Here is an 18,103-nt window from a genome sequence, read left to right on the forward strand (position 1 = left end):
CTATAATCTTGCGCGTTAAAACGTAATCACTCCCTTGACATAAAGAACAATCACAGCGATATCGATAAGCAAGAGACAGCCTAAAACCAAGTACTCATGCTTAGTAAAATGAGCCCAGGCTAATCCACCCTGTTCTTTCGCGCGAAAATACAGCGGCAAACCGGCAGTAATCAGTAAAGGCGTCATCGCCAGATACTGAATTTCACTGGCATAAGCCATAAAGATACAAAACAAGGCGCCAATCAAACTACTGACCAAAGCGATTGTTTTGCCCTTCGCTTGCCGCTGCTCATATTCGCCGTTCAAACAAATTTTGCTTAAATACAAAGACGACAAGAAATAAGCAGGTAATACCGTAATGGCAGAAATGGCCAGCAAAGTAAGCCATGCGTCATGAGAAAAATACACCAGCAAAATGACTAATTGCATCATGCCGCTGCTTACCCACAATGCTGACGACGCGGCTCCTTTACTGTTTTTCGTAGCGAACAATTTAGGGAAAGTGCCATTTTCAGCCGCGATCATAGGAATCTCTGCACAAATCATGGTCCAGGCAAGCCAGCTACTCAATATGGACACCAACACGCCCACTGTGATCAGCAACTCCCCTTTTTTACCGGCAACATGGGCCATGACACCGGCCGTTGAGGGATTATTCAGCTCGCTTAGTTCAGCTTGTGACAGCACGCCAAACGGCAACACAGACACTGCAATGCAAATCACTAAAGAAATGATGAAACCGATTAAGGTAGCGCGCCCTACGTCGGCCTTATTCTTCGCTCGACCCGATAAGGCCACTGCGCCCTCAATACCAATAAAACACCATAGTGCTACAAATAAAGGCGCAAGAGTTTGCGCAAACACCGACCCTAACGGTTTTTCCACAACGCTCTCTTGGCGCCCCCATACATCGCTAGTGATATTGGCGTAGTCCAACATATAGGTCACGACAGCAACAAAAAAAACCAGAGGAATCATCTTGGCCACGGTGCCAATTAGGTTGATCACCCCTGCTAGCTTGGCGCCCGACAACACCAAAGTGTGGAAGCCCCAAATCAGAATAGAGGCCCCCACAATCGAGGCCAAGTTATTGCCGCCTTGAAAATGCCCTGGCATGAAGTAGTTCAAGGTGTCCATCACCATGACAGCGAACGCCACATTGCTGAAAATAGTCATGAGCCAATAACCCCAAGCCACAATAAATGCCATTAAGGGACCAAACCCCTCTCGTGCATACATGTAAATTCCGGCTTGTAAATCGGGACGTAAATCTGACAGGCTAATAAAAATACGGGCAATAAAAAACATGCCAAAGCCACAAATTATCCATGCCAAAGCAACCGGCCCTACCGAAGAGGTAAGGGCCATATTTTGTGGCAAGCTATCCACTCCGCTACCTATCATTGAACTGACGACAATCGCAATTAAGGCGATCAAACCAATCTGTTCTGAGGCGGCACTATCGATCGTTTTTTTACTCATAGTTGGAGGTAAAACTCGTGTTACGCACATGGAACCAAAAAGATTTCTGCACTACATACACTGCTTATTACTAGCCAAACCACAAGCCTGTTATCGCTTTTTACATACTGCTAATTTTTATTAATTGATAACAATATAAACGAAATTATTTTATTTTTGTCGAAAAAATACCCTTTAAAAACAAGGGCATTAGCAACATTTCGATATATGACTTAAATAAACCATCACCACAACACATCGACAACCAAATATTACATCTATAGAAAACTTGTTTTCCAGCACGGAATCTAGAGATTAAGGCAGTCTAAAGTGTGTAATATGAGACAATCAGAAAAAAACCAATGCAACAAATTGACGTAAACAGCAGGGCAATAACACATCGATAAACAAAACTTGAACCTTCTAAACAACAAAATTATGTAACACAAGTTCCGCTACTACCCCATCACTTAATCCTTGGCTAACGACCTACACTTTGGGATTGACATAGTCACTGGGGGTCACTCCCATGACCCGCTTAAACATACGCGTAAATCCTGCCGCCGACGAATAGCCTAAATCTAACGCCACGGTAGTGATCTTTTCACCCCTCAGCAAGCGCGGCAAAGCCTGATAAATAAGTAACGACTGGCGCCAGTCATTAAAACGCGTTCCAGTCTCTTTCATCACCAACCGGTACAAGGTTTTAGGCGACATATGCAAGGCTGCCGCCCACTCTTGCATGCTGCGTTGATCGCCGAACTCGGCGCAGATTTCCTGCTGTAAACGTTGCAGGCGTGCGTCTTGCACCACCGGCAGCGAAAGCGGCATAACATCCTGCCACTGCAATTCGGCCATGATTAAATCCATGACCTTCCCCTCTACCCCGCTTTCATCGTACTCAATCGGCAGCTCGGTGGCTCGTAGCAATAGCTCCCGCAATAAAGGCGACACGCCAATGACAGCCTCCTGCTGCGGCAACGACGGGCATAGGTGCTGGGGATGAATATAAAGTGTGTGCAACTGCACCACACCGTGCGTGCGCATTTGATGTTCAACACCAGGTGGAATCCAAAACGCACGCTGTGGGGAAATAATCCATACTCCCCTATGCGTTCGTATCTCCATCGATCCAGAATTGGCATACGCTAACTGCACACGAGGATGAGCATGCCAGTCGTTTAAATACGAAGCAGGAAAAGTGCGCGCCATTGCGCCAATCTGGCGTGGCACATCTTGATAATCATCACGGTTTTGGCTTTTAACCAGCATAGTACCTTGCACCCCACACATCACAGCAGAAAACCTAGCTCCCTACACAGGACTGGCTTCCAAACCGTTCAATTTTACCATTGCTAATGGCACGTATTTTCTAAACGCTCACCCAACTTTCTTTTTACCTATACACAGCTGCCCGTTACGCTTGAGTCACAAAAATACTTTAAACCTATAATTTTCACTTTCAATGGAAACAGCTTGACCTGCATCAAGGCATCTTTCGGCTAATCAGCATATTCTTATAACAAATAATTATTTAGCGAAACACACGCTGGTCAACACGAGGTTTAACGTATGGAAAAAGAGGCTCCCCGGCAAGGTAAACGGCGCTTTCTTAAAGAATTGCTGGGCTTAAGCGCCACCGCCACCATCATCCCCATTCAGCCTGTGCAGGCTGCACTCAACGAACAGCCTCGTCGGCGCCCAGGCGAAGCCGGCAAACGGTATGGCATGTTTGTCGATTTGCGTAAATGCATTGGTTGCCAGGCCTGTACCGTCAGTTGCTCCATTGAAAATGCGCCGCCTATAGGTCAATTTCGCACCACAGTACTGCAATATGAAGTGCTTGACGCCCAAGACCAACCCGCCATGCTAAGCCTACCTCGCTTATGCAACCATTGCGACAATCCCCCCTGCGTACCCGTATGCCCCGTACAAGCTACTTTCCAGCGTGAAGATGGCGTCGTATTGGTCGATAACGAGCGCTGCGTAGGTTGTGCCTACTGCGTACAAGCCTGTCCCTACGACGCTCGCTTTATTAATCACGAAACCCAAACGGCCGATAAATGCACCTTCTGCGAGCACCGCTTAGAAGTTGGCCTGCTTCCTGCCTGTGTAGAAAGCTGTGTCGGCGGCGCACGCATTATTGGCGACCTGAATGACCCCAACAGCACTATTTCACAACTGATGAAAGAACATGCCGGCGACATAAAAGTCTTGAAACCAGACATGAACACCGTCCCGCACGTGTACTACTTAGGTTTACCCGACGAATTCGTCGATGGCGTAGAAGGTCAGCCCGGGCTACGCATGAACGCTCATTTAGTGGAGGCCTAAACCATGATAGTTGAACTATTAACCCCCGCTTACGAAGTAGCTTGGCTTCCTTGGGCCGTGCAGTATTTCTTTTTAGTGGGTATCGCCGCCGCCAGCAGTTTCTGGATTGCCCATTGCGCGCTGGCCAACAAACCACAATGGCGTGCACTAGAAACTGCCTTAATGGCAGTATTGCTTTGTAGTAGCTTAGCGGCCCCCGTATCGCTACTGGCCGACCTCCATCAACCGGCCCGTTTCTGGCATTTTTACGCGCACTTTACTCCATGGTCGTGGATGTCATTGGGTGCTGTACTTCTACCACTATTCACCTTGCTATCAGTCGCTAACGCACTGGCATGGTGGCTACAGAAGCGTCAATTATGGCGTTTGCTCAGCCTTGCCTTAGTGCTTTCTGCCATCTCTATCTTGGTGTATACCGGTGCAGAAGTCATGGTGCTACGTTCACGCCCCTTATGGAATACCGTATTCCTGCCCATTAACTTTGCCCTTAGCGCAGGTCTTGCCAGCATTGGCGCACTACTGCTCATTGCACGTTTCTTACCCGGTGGGCTCGATGCTCTACCCATGTCTGTGGTGCGTAAGTGGGGCTTAAGCATGGGTTGGGCATTGTGTCTTAGTGCATGCCTGTGGGTCGTCAACGGCATGGTTAACGCCAACCGTTCATTCACCGCAGCAGTTGAACTGTTCAGCACTTACCCTGCGTGGCAGCTCAGTTTCTTAGCCTCAGTAGCGGGTGGCATCCTTATTATGTTGATGTTGCTAAGCCCCGCACGTTTGCTCCACAACAAACTTTACAGCTTTATCGCCGCCGTAGTCTTATTAAGCGCAGCGTGGGTCTTCCGTTGGATTATTTTCATGGCCGTGCAAGGGGTTCCTAAGTATGGTGCTGGGCTGTACCTATATAGCATGCCCCTTGGTGGCGACGGCTTAATGGGTATGCTAGGCGTGTTAGGTTTAGTTATCGCCTTCATCGCCGTCGTAACCAGCCTACTTACTTTTTTCCCCGCTGGGTATTGGCAAACCCGCCGCTCTTTCAGTAACGCATCTCTTGTATAGGCATAGTCATGAGTAAAGACGACAACATCAAACTTTCCCGACGTCAGCTGCTCACTCGTGGCGGTGTTGCTGCCGGTGGTGCAGCCCTATTTGCCGCGGGTTATAGCGACACCTTAGTGAAGGCAGCCAAAGGCTTAACCCAAGGCAGCGCCGGCGTAAGTACCGAGCACGCTACCCGTGGTAATTCCTTGCAGCCCGAGTTCCGTATCAACCCCATCACCAAAGCACTGGATACCCAAGTAGGGCAAATTGTTAGCCCCTCCAGTTGCTTGGGCTGCTGGACACAATGCGGCGTGCGTGTGCGCGTCGATACCGAAAACAACACTATTTTACGCGTGGCCGGCAACCCGTATCATCCATTAGCAACCACACAGCCGGCCGATATGAACACCAGCGTGCGCGAAGTCTACGCCATGCTGGGTGGTGAAAACGGCCTCGAAGGACGCGCCAGTGCCTGTGCCCGGGGTGCATCCATGCTGGCTCAGCATCAAAACCCCTTCCGCATCGTCCATCCCTTAAAACGCGTCGGGCCACGTGGTTCGGGGCAATGGGAAAGCATCAGCTTCGAACAACTAATCAGCGAAGTCACCGAAGGTGGGGATCTATTTGGCGAAGGCCATGTCGATGGCTTGCGTGCCATTTACGACAACCAAACCCTGATCGATGAAGCCAATCCCGAATACGGCCCCCTGTCCAACCAATTAGTGTTTACCGACGCCTCCAACGAAGGTCGTACCGGGCTCATCCGTCGCTTTGCTGAACAGTCCTTCGGCACCATTAACTTCAGCAACCATGGTTCTTATTGTGGTCAAAGTTTCCGCGTAGGCACCGGCGCCGCCTTAAACGACACGAAAACCATGCCTCACGGCAAACCAGACTGGACCAATGCGTCATTCGGCCTATTTATTGGTGCCGCTCCCGCGCAATCCGGCAACCCCTTTCAACGTCAGGGGCGCGAACTAGCCGAAGCCCGCGCACGGCCCGAAAATACCTTCCGCTATGTTGTTGTGTCTCCCGTGTTGCCCACCTCCTCCAGCATTGCCTCAGGAAGTGGTAACCGCTGGCAAAGCGTCTTGCCGGGCACCGATTTAGCTCTAGTCATGGGCATGCTGCGCTGGATGCTCGAAAATCAAGCCTACAACGCTGAATACTTAAGTAAACCGCATGCCGATGTCAATGATGAACAAGCCTCTTGGTGTAACGCCACTCACCTACTCATCAACGACCCCGAACACCCCCGTTACGGTCAGTTCTTGCGCGGCAAAGACCTAGGCTGGGAAAGCGAAGAACAAGCGGAAGCATTTGTGGTAGCCGATGCACAGGGGCAACTACACCCGCATACTGCGATCGATAGTGCAGAGATTTTTGTACAAACCAACGTCGATACCATCAATGGTTCGTTGCCTGTCGTCAGCGCTTTACATAAGCTGCGTGAACAAGCCCAAGCACAAACCATAGAAGAGTACGCTCAGCACTGCGGTGTCAGCGCGGACACCATCATAGAGCTAGCCCGCGAATTTACTAGTCATGGCACTCGCGCTGTAGCCGATGCGCATGGTGGCACCATGAGCGGCGCAGGTTTCTACACCGCCTATGCCATTGCCATGCTCAACACCTTGGTGGGCAACTTGAATGTACAAGGCGGCCTGGTCCTTGACGCCGGCCCGTTCGGCCCCTTTGGATCTGGCCCACGGTATAACTTTGCGCAATTTGAGGGCAAGGTAACGCCCAAAGGTATCCCCCTATCACGCAATCGTTTTGCCTATGAAAAAACCAGCGAATACAAACGCCGCGTAGAGCAAGGACAGTCCCCATATCCCGCCCCGGCACCTTGGTACCCTATGGTGGGTAACCTCAGTAGCGAAATGGTCACCTCGGGTGCGAATGGCTATCCTTACTCGTGCAAAGTTTGGATTAACCACATGAGTAATCCTGTCTACGCCATAGCAGGATACCGTCACACCGTAGTAGATAAAATCAAAGATCCCACCAAGATCCCATTATCTATTTCGATTAATCCCTTCTTCAACGAAACCAACGTCTACGCCGACTACATCGTGCCCGACACCGTCACCTACGAAAGCTGGGGTATCTCTGCGCCTTGGGCCGATGTGATTGCTAAATCATCCACCGTGCGTTGGCCTGTCGTGAAGTCCAAGGTAGCAAAAACCGCTGACGGACAAGATATCAACCTAGAAAGCTTTTTGTTTGCGGTGGCCCTAGCCCTTAACTTACCCGGATTTGGCAAAGACGCTTTAAAAGACAAGCAGGGGCAAACATACGACCTCATGAATGCCGAGGATTTTTATTTACGTGGTATTGCCAATATTGCTTATGGTTTAGGCAGACCTGTCGCCGACGCCATCCCAGACGACTTGGTCATTACCGGGGTAGACAAGTTACAAGCGACACTACATGCCCGCTTAAAACCCGAGGAAGTAGCAAAAGTCGCCATGGTACTCACCCGCGGTGGACGTTTTGATAGGGTTCAAGATGCCTGGGAAGGCGAGCGCTTAAAACACAAGTATGTTCCCGCCTTGCAAGTGTGGAACGAAGATCTGGCCAAAGTTCGCCACTCCATGACCGGGGAGCGCGCCAGTGGTTGCCCAACTTGGTACCCTACTCGCTTAGCGGATGGCACAGCCATGCGTGCCCAATACCCCGAACAAGAATGGCCATTCTTAGCCTGCTCCTATAAGTCCAACTTGATGAGCTCTATGTCTATTGCCATGGACAGGTTACGTCAAGTGCATCCGCACAATCCTATTTCCATTAACAAAAATGATGCCGCACGTTTAGGCATTGTGAACGGCGATGAAATACGGATCAGTACTCCGGGCGGTAGTGTGGTCGGCATGGCACTGGTGCGCCCTGGTATCAAAGAAGGGGCGATTGCTATCGAGTATGGCTTTGGACACACTGAATTAGGCGCCAATGCGCATATCATCGATGGTGTCGCTACCGCGCATAAAAACGCCTTATCTGCTGGGGTGAACCTGAATGACTTAGGTTTGCGCGATCCTAGTTTACAAACAGGCCATGAAAACGTCTGGATAGACTGGGTATCAGGCGCTGTCGTGCGTCAAGGGCTACCCGCTCGGATTGAAAAAGTCTAAAAGACAGCCACAAAACTAAAGGGGCTACTCATAAGCCCCTTTTTTTCGCCCCCAAGTTTACCTTTTACACATGAAGTATCCTCAGGACTACCCCACCAACCTGCTAAACCTAGCTTAACGCAATTATCATATCTTTTCCGTTAATTGCATTTTTATAGATAGCTAAGATGGGTATCACCCATCTTGTACTGCCGTTATTGTAGTGATCTAGCAATTCTGGTGCGCTGCTGGCGGACACCAGACTTGCTTATACGGCGTTACGATGCACGCTTAACCCTGCAAAGCTTTGCGCCACTGGCATCAACTCAACATAGTTCACATTCATGTGCGCGGGGGCGTTAATAATCCAGCAAATTGTGCCCGCCACATCCTCAGGGCTAAGAGCCTGCACATTGGCATACACCGCTGCCGCTTTGTCAGCATCCCCTAAACGTACTTTAGAAAAATCTGTACCCCCGCATAAGCCTGGTGCCACGGTCGACACACGCACTGCCGTACCCGTTAAATCGGCTCGTAAATTAAGCCCAAACTGATGCACAAACGCCTTGGTGCCTCCGTACACGTTCCCACCTGGGTACGGGTACTCCCCTGCTGTAGAGCCAATATTAATCACTTGCCCTTGATTACGTGCCACCATGTCAGGCAATAAGGCATGCGTAATGCGTACCAAAGCCGTAACATTCGTGTTAATCATGGTTTCCCACTGCTCTAGGCTAGCCTGCTGTGCAGGGGCTACACCCAAGGCCAAGCCGGCATTATTCACCAACACGTCAATCTGTGGGTGCGCCTGCTTAATGGTGGTTAAGGTTGTCTCAAGGGCTGCTTTATCAGTTAAATCTACCGCATACGGCACAAAGCGCGCGCCTAGCTCTTGCGCCAACTCAGCCAGCTTGTCTTGGCGGCGCGCCAACCCCAACACCGTATCGCCCTGCTCGACCAACTGCCGTGCTAGCGCAGCGCCAAAACCCGATGAAGCCCCGGTAATCACTATTGTTTTCATGCTGTACGCTCATAAAAACGGCCTAAAAATAGGCCGTAGTTAAAACAATAAGGATAGCAAAGAACTAGCCTAAAACACTAGCCGGACGTTTTAAACCTAAATGCTCGCGCAAGGTGGTACCTGTGTACTCACGCCTAAAAATGCCTCGCTCTTGCAAAATAGGAATCACCTGCTCAATAAAATCTTCCACCCCATCGGGTAAAGAAGGCGGCATTAAGTTAAACCCATCGGCCCCCTCGTTGCGCCACCAACGTTCAATTTCGTCGGCAATCGCCACTGGCGTGCCAATCATGGTGCAGTGCCCACCGCCCGCCGCTAACGAACCCAATAAGGAACGTAAGGTGGGCTGTTGAGTCTCGATAATGCGTAAGATTGTGCCGTACCGCCCTTTGGGCCCCGTAAAGGCTTCCAACGCAGGCAAAGCAGGCACCGGTGCGTCTAGCTCCCAATCAGAACAATCCTGACCAATAAACGTACTAAGTTGGCGCAAGGAAGAATCGGTGGGCAATAAGCCATCTAAATCGGCTTTTTTACGTCTGGCCTCGGCTTCGGTGGACGCAACATACGTCACTAAACCAGGCATAATCGGCACCGGGTCGGTACGCCCCGCTTCACGCACACGACGCTTAATGTCGCGATAATAAGCTTGGGCCGCCGGCAAATCAAAGGCCACCGCATAAATAGCCTCCGCTTTGCGTGCGGCTAAATCGCGTCCTTGGTCGGAAGCACCCGCCTGAAACAACACCGGATGCCCCTGCGGGGAACGCGGTAAGGTCAGTGGGCCATCAACCAGAAAATGCTCTCCGTGGTGCATAATCGCTCGCACCTGATCGGGGTCGGCATACGCACCCGCTCTGTCTAGTAACAGAGCCTCATCCGTCCAGGAATCGTATAAACGCAAGGCCGTATCCACAAACTCCTCAGCACGGCCATAACGCCAAGCATGATCGGGCATTGCCGGATAACTATAATTACGCGCCTCGGCATCAAACATAGACGTCACCACATTCCAGCCCATACGGCCACCCGAAATATGGTCTAGCGAACTGAGCACACGCGCAGCATGAAAAGGATTAAAAAAAGTACTGGAAACCGTACTAATTAAGCCTATGCGCTCAGTAGCACGTGCTAAAGCGGACATCATGCTTAAAGGCTCTAGAAACCAGCGCGGCCCATCGCTCACTTTGTCATTGGTTTGCCCATCAGCAAAGAAAATGGCATCTAATTTGCCACGCTCAGCAATCTGCGCCAGCTTTTCGTAATAGCGCACATCACCCAGTTGCTCCACTGGCGAATTCGCCTGGCGCCAAGCGGCCCTATGATGGCCGCAGCCCATAATAAACAAATTAAAATGTAGTTGTCGCATTAGTTTTTCACCAATCCACCGTCTACAACTAAGTTTTGACCCGTTACCGCGCGCGACCAAGGCGAGGCAAAAAACAAAGCCGCATCGGCAAACTCGGCCGGGCTAGTGACACGCCGCAAAGGAGTGCTTTGAGCAATTAAATCAAACACCGCCTCAGGGGTAGCGGCCGAGGCATCCGTGGTACGCAACAAGCCACCGGAAATCATATTCACTGTCACCCCTTTAGGGCCTAAATCATGCGAAAGAGTACGCGTAAAGGACAGTAGCGCCGCCTTTGCAGCGGTGTAATCGTGATAAGGCACCACGGGGTTTTGAAAAAGATTGGTGCCAATATTGATAATGCGCCCAAAACCGCTTTGCTCCATACCGGGCAAGGCCGCCTGCGTGGTGTTCAAAGCACCCCGCACAATACCCTCCATTTGGTGCTGTAAGTGCTCCCACGTTAGGGTATCGGCATGCGGACGCGCATCGCCATTAAATTGAAAATTAGGCAAAGCATTGTTGACGACCGTGCTAATAGGCGCTTCAAAATGCTTAGCGGCCTGGGCAAACATAGCGGCAACGGCTTGAGCGTCGCAGACGTCGGCACGAATAGCAATCGCCTGCTCGGGGAACTCGGCCGCTAAGGCAAACGCTGCTGCCTCACTATTCAAATAGTTGATAACAACCTTGGCTCCTTGGCCGGCAAAAGCACGTACCAGGCAAGCACCCAACCCACGCGCACCGCCCGTGATAAGCACGACTTGCTCGGTAATTTCTTTTGATATTTGAACAGACATGACTTTCCCTTGAATGTAAGCGCAGGAAAGTCGACAGCCAAAGGGCCTGATGCGGCCGCGGACATCCCTACGCCAGTATGAACTGGATCAGGTTCTACGGGTGTTATCTCAGCCCCTAAGGGGCACCCCGTGCCAAACATGAACAATAGCATATTTTCTGCCCCCCAGCAGCACACACCATTTGACAAGCCGGCTGCTGCCCAATAAGCTTTATATAGTTCCTAGGGGTGTCCTACACGGGCTGAGACACTGCATCTGCTGCAGTAACCCTTTGAACCTGCTCCAGTTCATACTGGCGAAGGGAAGGAAATCCATACCTCTATTTTGGGCCCATCTTCCTGTTTTATTAATTTGCCTAGCGTAAGCTGCTAGGCGATATGCCTGCGTATGCAGGCAAGGGAAAACCATGCTTAGCACGTCCGCCACGCTTATTTGGCTTATTGCTTTTTCTGTTGTTTTTGCCCTCGCGGGCATTGCCCATGCGCGCCGCAAAACTCAGTCTTCACTCGAAGATTTCATTACCGCCCGTAACAGCCAAGGGGCTTGGGCCACCATCATGACCTTGCTGGCATCATCGCTAGGCGCCTGGATTTTATTCTCCCCCGCACAAGCAGCCACGTGGGGCGGTTTATCGGCCATCATAGGTTACTCCTTAGGGTCTATGTCGCCTCGTTTAGCCATGATTCCCCTAGGCAAACGCCTGCGCGAATTGATGCCCCAGGGCCACACCCTGACCGAATTCGTCATCGCACGCTATGGTCGCCCCATGTACCTGCTAACCCTGGTCATCATCCTGTTCTACATGTTCATTTCCATGACGGCTGAAATCACCGCCATGGCCAAGCTCATCACCTTAATAGCTCCTATCCCTCTGTGGGTGACCGCCGCTGTAGTGCTTGTTGCTACCTTGATATACACCGGCTACGGTGGTTTACGGGCCTCGATTTTCACCGATAAAGTGCAAATGCTGATCATCTTCCCCATGATCGTATTGCTCTGCCTATTTGGCTGGAAAGCCGTAGGCGGCCCAGCCTCCATGCTAGCGGCGGTAGAGATCAAAGCGCCTCAACTCCTCAAACTGGATGACCCCACAGGCATTAAAGCTGGCCTTACTTTCTTTGTCGCCATACTCCTAACGGGCCTATTTCACCAAGGAAACTGGCAGCGAATTTACTCGGCCCAAAACAATAAAGCCATGCGTAATGGCTTCTTGTTAGGGGGCTTATTTGTAGCGCCATTTATCTTTCTAATGGGCTTATTTGGCTTGGCTTTTGTCGCCCAAGGAGACACAGGCGACAGCTCTGTAGCCTTGTTTAATGTCATTTTGCCGCACGTACCCGTATGGTTTGTCGTGCTCATGATTCCCTTTGGCTTAGCCTTGGTCATGAGCAGCGCCGACACCGTTATTAGTGCGGTAGCCAGCCTTATTGCGGTTGACTTAGGCCGCTTGCTCCCCAATACCGGCCCCCAGGCCATGATACGTTTGTCACGCATACTACTTTGGCTGTGTGCGATTCCCGTATTACTCGTCTCGTCTCAAGGCTATAGCGTTTTATACTTATTCTTGCTCGCCGACCTATTATGTTCGGCCGCCGCCTTCCCGGTTTTCTATGGCTTATACAGCCGCCGCTTTGACGGCTTCACGGCCACCGTCAGCACAGTATTAGGGCTGGTAGCAGGCCTGATGATCTTCCCTAGCCCTAACGACCCTAGCATGAGCTACCTGCTTGAGTCCTTTCTGCTAGCAGCCATAGTACCTGTTATTGCTACCCTGCTAATCAGCCCCTTTCGCCGTCGTGGTGCGCTCTTTAACTTTGCCGGCCTACCCGCCACCATACGCAAGTTAGACTAAGCACAGCCTCCCCATGTGTCGATTCACATGGGGGTAGTTTGCTTAAGGCACCTCATCAATAGCAACAGGAGCACTAGAGGCATCCTGCGCTACCGGTCTTTCCATCACTAATTCTACGCGGCGATTACTTGCCCGCCCCTCGGCGCTATCATTAGAGGCTAAAGGGCGGGTATCAGCATAGCCCACCGCCCGCAGTTTGTCGGCACCTACCCCATTTGCTTGCAAATAGCGCACCACACTGCCAGCCCTAGCGCCTGATAGCTCCCAGTTAGACGGAAACCGATGGCTTCGTATCGGCACCGAATCGGTGTGCCCTTCCACGGCCACCTGATACCCAAGCTGAGTCATCACCGTAGCAAGCTTGCTCATCAATTGCAGCCCCTCGCGGCTTAAGTCGGCTTGCCCGGAGCCAAAAAGAATCTCACTATTGATGCGAAAACTAATACTTTGGTCATTCACCAAAACATCAATATCGTCACCCAAATCCCCAAAGGCTAAACCATCGTCCAAGCCGTTATTGTCTGGTTTTCCGTTGCCGTCTAAAGGAAACAGCCCCGCCCCCGCCGGAAACACGCCGCTGCCACCTTGTACCGCAATATGTGCCGCCCCCCCGCCTTGCGCTGCCCCACTTTCTGCTGCACGCTTACCAGCAAAAGCTAGCATCACAATCATTAGCACTAACAGCAAGGTCATCATATCTAGGTAGGTCGTCAGCCACGACTCCTCCTCTTGGGCTGGCGCTGGTTCGGACACCTCCCAGGGACGCATACGATAAGGCCGACGCTGCTGCAGCAATTTACCTTGGCGTATTTGCTCCAACTCAGCTTGCACCTTCTTTTGACGCTCGGCCAAATCGCCCAATGTTTCTTCACTCATGGTAGCCCCCGTAACTATTTATGGACAGCATCGGCATTGCCATGACTGGGCTGATTGCGCGCATTAATTTCGTCTTGATACTGGGCCATGAAAGAGTTCAGAGTTTCACGCATTAAAGCGGGGCCACGACGCTGGCTCATCATCGACACCCCTTGCAACACCATATTCATCAGCACGACGCGTTGCTCAGTACGACGCTCCAATTTCACCGCCACCGGCTTGAACACCAGGTTGGCTAACAACACCCCATAGAACGTTGTCATCAGCGCTAAAGCCATCTGTTGACCAATAGCCGTAATATCGCCATCGCCCAATAAAAACATCAAGTTAACCAAGCCAATCAGCGTGCCCACCATACCAAAGGCAGGCGCAAAGCTGGCCATTAAGCGAAACAGTTGTGCTTCTGCATGCTCGCGCGCCCGCATACGCGAAATACGCCACTGCAACAGTTCTTGTATGTCCTCTTCGGGCGTCATATCAATCACTAACTGCACCCCCGTGCGCAGAAACGGATTCGCCACTTTTTCTAGGGCATTTTCTACCGCGCGTATATCGCCCATCATCCATAAACGGGAAATATTAATCAGCTCATCCATATCTTGCTGCGTGTACATGCGCTCATTACGCAGTACCGTGCCGATTAAGCCAAAAATTCGCACCACTTCACTTAAGGGATAACTAATAAAGGTAGCCGCCAACGTACCAAAAAGCACGATCGCCAAACTAGGCCAATCTAGAAAAAGCGCTGGATTTTCAGCAGTGAAAAATAAAATAACGGCAAATAGCAACACGCTGGCAACAATACCAATCAGCGTCGAGGGGTTCATAGCAAGTCCGATAAAAGTAGGCGTAACCCTATATATCGGCTTTAACCACAATTTCTTTAGGGCTTTATCCATGTAGCCCTACAACGCACACGGGTTATTGGTACTGAACCTGTAGGCGCGTTTGCACATGCAATGGATACTTGGGGCCGGCCCAAGACCATAACTGGTAGTCTAATGAAAAGGCCGAATCTGCCGCTAACCCCGCAAAGGCAGCGCTATTCAGTGTCCCGCCTTGTAACCCCACACAAGTGCCACTAAGCAAGTGACAAAGACGACTTTTTACAATCGCGGCGCCAGCGTAGTGCAGGCTAAGCTGCACCCGGCTAATCACTCCTTTTACCGCTTGCTCGCGCGTAGCCTGAAAAACCAATGTACGCGCTTGCCCTTGCTCATATAAAGCAGGCCCGGCAACTGCTTGTACCCAGATCTTTTCTTGTGCCTGTGCGGGTGAAAAAACCGTCATCAGCGCGGTTAGGACTAGCGCCCATAAGAATCCTCTCTGATGCACGTTTTTCTCCTTTTTTTACTTCCTTTAAGCTTAAAACAGCAAAACCACTGTGTATATACACAGACAATTAAAATGTCGCTGGTAAAACTTAAACTTTTTTTCAAGTTAAAGCTGTAAGCCACTAATATAAATAGATTTTTTCTGGTAGTATCTAGTACTCAAACAGATCTCTAAACCTACTCTGTAATGCACTAAAACCATGCGCAAAGTGAAAAAAAATACTCTCATGGCACGCGCCTTTTGCATGCTTTTCGCTCTACCTTGGGCGGGCAGCATTCAGGCGCAAGATCTGGCCTTACTGAACCTGCAAGCATTATCGCCTGAAACCAGTTTTAATGCGCCCCATCTGGTTTATAAAAAAAACCTACAACCTATCAGTTACCCCAGCAACATCACCGCCGATCTCACCAACCCCATCAAGCAAAACGCGATTATTCAGCACGCCGCCCTACGCTCTGAAATTGCTTACGTGCAAGACTTAGAAAGCGCTACCGTGCTGTACGAGAAAAAAAGCCAAGAAGCACGACCTATCGCCTCTATCACCAAACTCATGACTGCCTTAATCGTTACCGAGGCAGGGCAAGACATGAACGAAATGCTAGAAATTACAGATGCCGATGTAGATCGCCTCAAGTTTTCTAGCTCGCGTCTACGCGTGGGTTCACGCCTTAGCCGCGCCGATATGCTCCACTTGGCCTTAATGTCCTCAGAAAATCGTGCCGCCAACGCGTTAGGGCGCCATTACCCAGGTGGCCTAGCCGCGTTTGTACGCGCCATGAACGATAAAGCACGCGCTCTAGGAATGCGCCAAACTACTTTTGTCGAGCCTACTGGCCTATCCAGCGACAACGTTTCTAACCCCCGCGACCTAGTCAAACTATTAGTGGCAACAAAAAAGCAGCCGCTTATACACCAATACACTACCCATGATCAATACTCTGTTCAGGTAGGCAATGGCCGTGAACTCATGTTCAATAATACAAACCGTCTTGTTAAGAATAGTAATTGGGACATTCTTGTGTCTAAAACGGGATTTACTAACGAGGCGGGTGAGTGCCTAGTGATGTTGACCAAAATCGAAGATAGAGACGTGGCCATCGTTTTACTCAACTCTAGCGGCCGCTACTCCCGCATCGGTGATGCCGTACGTATCCGCGATTTGGTCGAGAAAACGAATAGTCTAGCCATGCTTTAACGCTGTCTAGCCTGACTAGCTACCTCATGCCGCTTTAAGCGGCATTTTTTTAAACCCAAAAGAAACAAAATATCGCCAATTACGTCAAAACAATTCATTCTTATTCCGTTCCATTCCTGCTTTCGCGGCTGGAGCAAATAGTCGTTACTTCCTTTCTCACAGGTGTATCACGAATGAAGCTATCTCTACGTATTTTGGCTTTAGGAGCCGCCCTATCATGTGCTGCCGCTGGCGCTCAGGCACAATCCATTTACGGCAAGGCTGGTTTTCTAGGAGTAGGCGTGGGTTATGCTCACAGCCTAAGCCCTAACCTCACCTTACGTGGCGACTTCACCACCATAGGCTCTTACTCTCGCAATGGCAGCTCTACTGATTTTGACTACCGTGGCAAGCTACACAACGACGTAGGTACTGCCTACCTCGATTACTTCCCCTTTGATAATGGTTTCCGCCTCACCGCCGGTCTAGGGGTCAGAAACACCAAAATTAAAGCCCATGCCCGTCCCAGCAGCACCGGCACCATCAACATTGGTAATGCCAAAGACATCCCCTTCGATGGCAATGATAGCGCCAATGCTGAAGCTAAATTTCCCTCAGTGGCCCCGTACCTAGGCTTGGGCTGGGGACACAACATTGGCCCTAATCGTCGCGCAGGCTGGGGCTTTATCGCCGATGCAGGGGTGTATTTTGGCAAACCTAAAGTATCCCTAAACGTCAACCAAGACTTACGTAATAAAATTACCGCCGCTGGTTTTAACGCCGACGAAGAAGTTCAGCGTCAGAAAAACGACTTTGAAGACGATGCCCACAAACTGCGCGTCTTTCCGGCTTTATTCATCGGGGTTTCCTACACGTTTTAGTTCCCTCTGGGCGTATCGACAAGGCTAGCTCTATTTCGTTACGCCCATTAAAATAGGCACATGTGCATCGCCTATTTCTCCCTTAATAATCATCCTGACTGGCCTCTTATCGTTGCCGCCAACCGCGACGAGTTCCATCAGCGCCCCACCCAAACAGCCGCTTACTGGAAACACGACCCCTCTTTACTGGCGGGCCAAGATCTCCAAGCGGGGGGAACCTGGTTAGGTCTGCACACCCAGCATCGGCGTGTTAGCCTCGTTACCAACTTTCGTGAGCCCGGCCACACACACTCTTATAGCCGCTCTCGCGGGCAATTACCCTTAGCCTGCCTCGAAAACCCGCAAGCCACTAGCCTTGAGGCACTACAAAGCTTAGCCGCACAACAAAAGCATTACGCCGGCTTTAATTTGCTCAGTATTGATCTTGTGCCCAATGCTCAAACCTGGGTGGCAAAAGCTGCCTACCTCAGCAATCGTGCCAACGCGCCGGCTCAAACTCTGGCTGATGGCATTCATGTACTCAGCAACCATTTACTCAATACCGCTTGGCCCAAAAGCGACTACCTACGTGAACACACCTTAGCTCAAGGTTTTGATGGTTCGCCAGCGGCCATTGCCCATCTATTTACCATATTGCGCACTGACCAAGCTGCGCCCGACCACCTGCTGCCCAGCACCGGCCTATCCCTAGAGCGTGAACGTCTGCTCAGCAGCCCTTTTATCATTAGCCCTGAATACGGTACGCGTTGCTCCACGATCATTGCCGTCAACGCCCAAGGGCAAGGCATGTTTATCGAGCGCAGCTTTACCCCACAAGCCCAACTATTGGCCCAGAACGACTGGTACTTTCAATTACAAGCCCCTTAAGGACAC

General features: G+C 50.8%; 15 protein-coding genes and 2 riboswitches. Of the genes, 7 read left to right on the plus strand and 8 right to left on the minus strand.

From position 1 onward, the window contains the following. Positions 1-15 precede the first annotated feature (15 nt). Together OSH01_RS11410 and OSH01_RS11415 are read right to left on the minus strand one after the other, a co-directional pair. On the minus strand, positions 16-1,482 hold the full coding sequence (locus tag OSH01_RS11410) for a basic amino acid/polyamine antiporter (protein WP_266124237.1): 1,467 nt from the start codon (positions 1,480-1,482) through the stop codon (positions 16-18). 468 nt (positions 1,483-1,950) lie between these two features. Continuing rightward, positions 1,951-2,733: an AraC family transcriptional regulator gene (locus OSH01_RS11415; protein ID WP_266124238.1), complete on the minus strand. Its 783-nt coding sequence runs from the start codon at positions 2,731-2,733 to the stop codon at positions 1,951-1,953. A gap of 300 nt (positions 2,734-3,033) precedes the next feature. On the opposite strand from OSH01_RS11415, the gene dsrO reads away from it, so the two are divergent. Genes dsrO through OSH01_RS11430 form a run of 3 tightly spaced genes read left to right on the plus strand, consistent with a single transcriptional unit; the run spans position 3,034 to position 7,967 of the window. Beyond that, positions 3,034-3,795, plus strand: coding sequence for a sulfate reduction electron transfer complex DsrMKJOP subunit DsrO (gene dsrO, locus OSH01_RS11420; protein ID WP_266124239.1), 762 nt, complete (start codon positions 3,034-3,036; stop codon positions 3,793-3,795). 3 nt (positions 3,796-3,798) lie between these two features. Further along, on the plus strand, positions 3,799-4,851 hold the full coding sequence (gene nrfD / locus OSH01_RS11425; RefSeq protein WP_266124240.1) for an NrfD/PsrC family molybdoenzyme membrane anchor subunit: 1,053 nt from the start codon (positions 3,799-3,801) through the stop codon (positions 4,849-4,851). A gap of 8 nt (positions 4,852-4,859) precedes the next feature. Continuing rightward, positions 4,860-7,967, plus strand: a complete 3,108-nt coding sequence (locus tag OSH01_RS11430) for a molybdopterin dinucleotide binding domain-containing protein (RefSeq protein ID WP_266124241.1) — start codon at positions 4,860-4,862, stop codon at positions 7,965-7,967. A gap of 247 nt (positions 7,968-8,214) precedes the next feature. Here OSH01_RS11430 and OSH01_RS11435 read toward each other — a convergent pair whose 3' ends face one another. From OSH01_RS11435 to OSH01_RS11445, 3 genes are all read right to left on the minus strand, one after another. Next, on the minus strand, positions 8,215-8,967 hold the full coding sequence (locus tag OSH01_RS11435; RefSeq protein WP_266124242.1) for an SDR family NAD(P)-dependent oxidoreductase: 753 nt from the start codon (positions 8,965-8,967) through the stop codon (positions 8,215-8,217). Positions 8,968-9,031: 64 nt separating this feature from the next. Beyond that, the gene (locus tag OSH01_RS11440) at positions 9,032-10,333 is read right to left on the minus strand and encodes an LLM class flavin-dependent oxidoreductase (protein ID WP_266124243.1); all 1,302 of its coding nucleotides are present in this window, start codon (positions 10,331-10,333) and stop codon (positions 9,032-9,034) included. Then, positions 10,333-11,112: a 3-oxoacyl-ACP reductase gene (locus OSH01_RS11445; RefSeq protein WP_266124244.1), complete on the minus strand. Its 780-nt coding sequence runs from the start codon at positions 11,110-11,112 to the stop codon at positions 10,333-10,335. Before OSH01_RS11445 ends, OSH01_RS11440 begins: the two co-directional genes overlap by 1 nt. A gap of 47 nt (positions 11,113-11,159) precedes the next feature. Continuing rightward, a riboswitch (TPP riboswitch) is annotated at positions 11,160-11,252 on the minus strand. 73 nt (positions 11,253-11,325) lie between these two features. Continuing rightward, positions 11,326-11,433: riboswitch (TPP riboswitch) on the plus strand. Between the two features lie 85 nt (positions 11,434-11,518). Here OSH01_RS11445 and OSH01_RS11450 point away from each other — a divergent pair. Beyond that, complete coding sequence (locus OSH01_RS11450) at positions 11,519-12,964, plus strand: sodium:solute symporter family transporter (protein ID WP_266124245.1); 1,446 nt, start codon at positions 11,519-11,521, stop codon at positions 12,962-12,964. A gap of 42 nt (positions 12,965-13,006) precedes the next feature. Here OSH01_RS11450 and OSH01_RS11455 read toward each other — a convergent pair whose 3' ends face one another. The 3 genes from OSH01_RS11455 to OSH01_RS11465 form a co-directional block, all read right to left on the minus strand. Then, a complete protein-coding gene (locus OSH01_RS11455; RefSeq protein ID WP_266124246.1) occupies positions 13,007-13,840 on the minus strand; it encodes an OmpA/MotB family protein in 834 nt (277 codons plus the stop codon). A gap of 14 nt (positions 13,841-13,854) precedes the next feature. Next, positions 13,855-14,667: a motility protein A gene (locus OSH01_RS11460; RefSeq protein WP_266124247.1), complete on the minus strand. Its 813-nt coding sequence runs from the start codon at positions 14,665-14,667 to the stop codon at positions 13,855-13,857. Between the two features lie 94 nt (positions 14,668-14,761). Next, entirely contained in the window at positions 14,762-15,175 is a 414-nt protein-coding gene (locus OSH01_RS11465; protein ID WP_266124248.1) for a hypothetical protein, read from the minus strand. A gap of 244 nt (positions 15,176-15,419) precedes the next feature. Between OSH01_RS11465 and pbpG the strand changes: the two genes are divergently transcribed. From pbpG to OSH01_RS11480, 3 genes are all read left to right on the plus strand, one after another. Next, positions 15,420-16,370, plus strand: a complete 951-nt coding sequence (gene pbpG, locus OSH01_RS11470) for a D-alanyl-D-alanine endopeptidase (protein ID WP_266124249.1) — start codon at positions 15,420-15,422, stop codon at positions 16,368-16,370. Between the two features lie 173 nt (positions 16,371-16,543). After that, the gene (locus tag OSH01_RS11475; RefSeq protein WP_266124250.1) at positions 16,544-17,230 is read left to right on the plus strand and encodes a hypothetical protein; all 687 of its coding nucleotides are present in this window, start codon (positions 16,544-16,546) and stop codon (positions 17,228-17,230) included. A 60-nt stretch (positions 17,231-17,290) separates the two neighbouring features. Beyond that, the gene (locus tag OSH01_RS11480; RefSeq protein ID WP_266124251.1) at positions 17,291-18,097 is read left to right on the plus strand and encodes an NRDE family protein; all 807 of its coding nucleotides are present in this window, start codon (positions 17,291-17,293) and stop codon (positions 18,095-18,097) included. The last annotated feature ends 6 nt before the right edge of the window (positions 18,098-18,103 follow it).

The organism is Alcaligenes endophyticus, assembly GCF_026344035.1.
Classification (GTDB): Bacteria; Pseudomonadota; Gammaproteobacteria; order Burkholderiales; family Burkholderiaceae_B; genus Alcaligenes; species Alcaligenes endophyticus.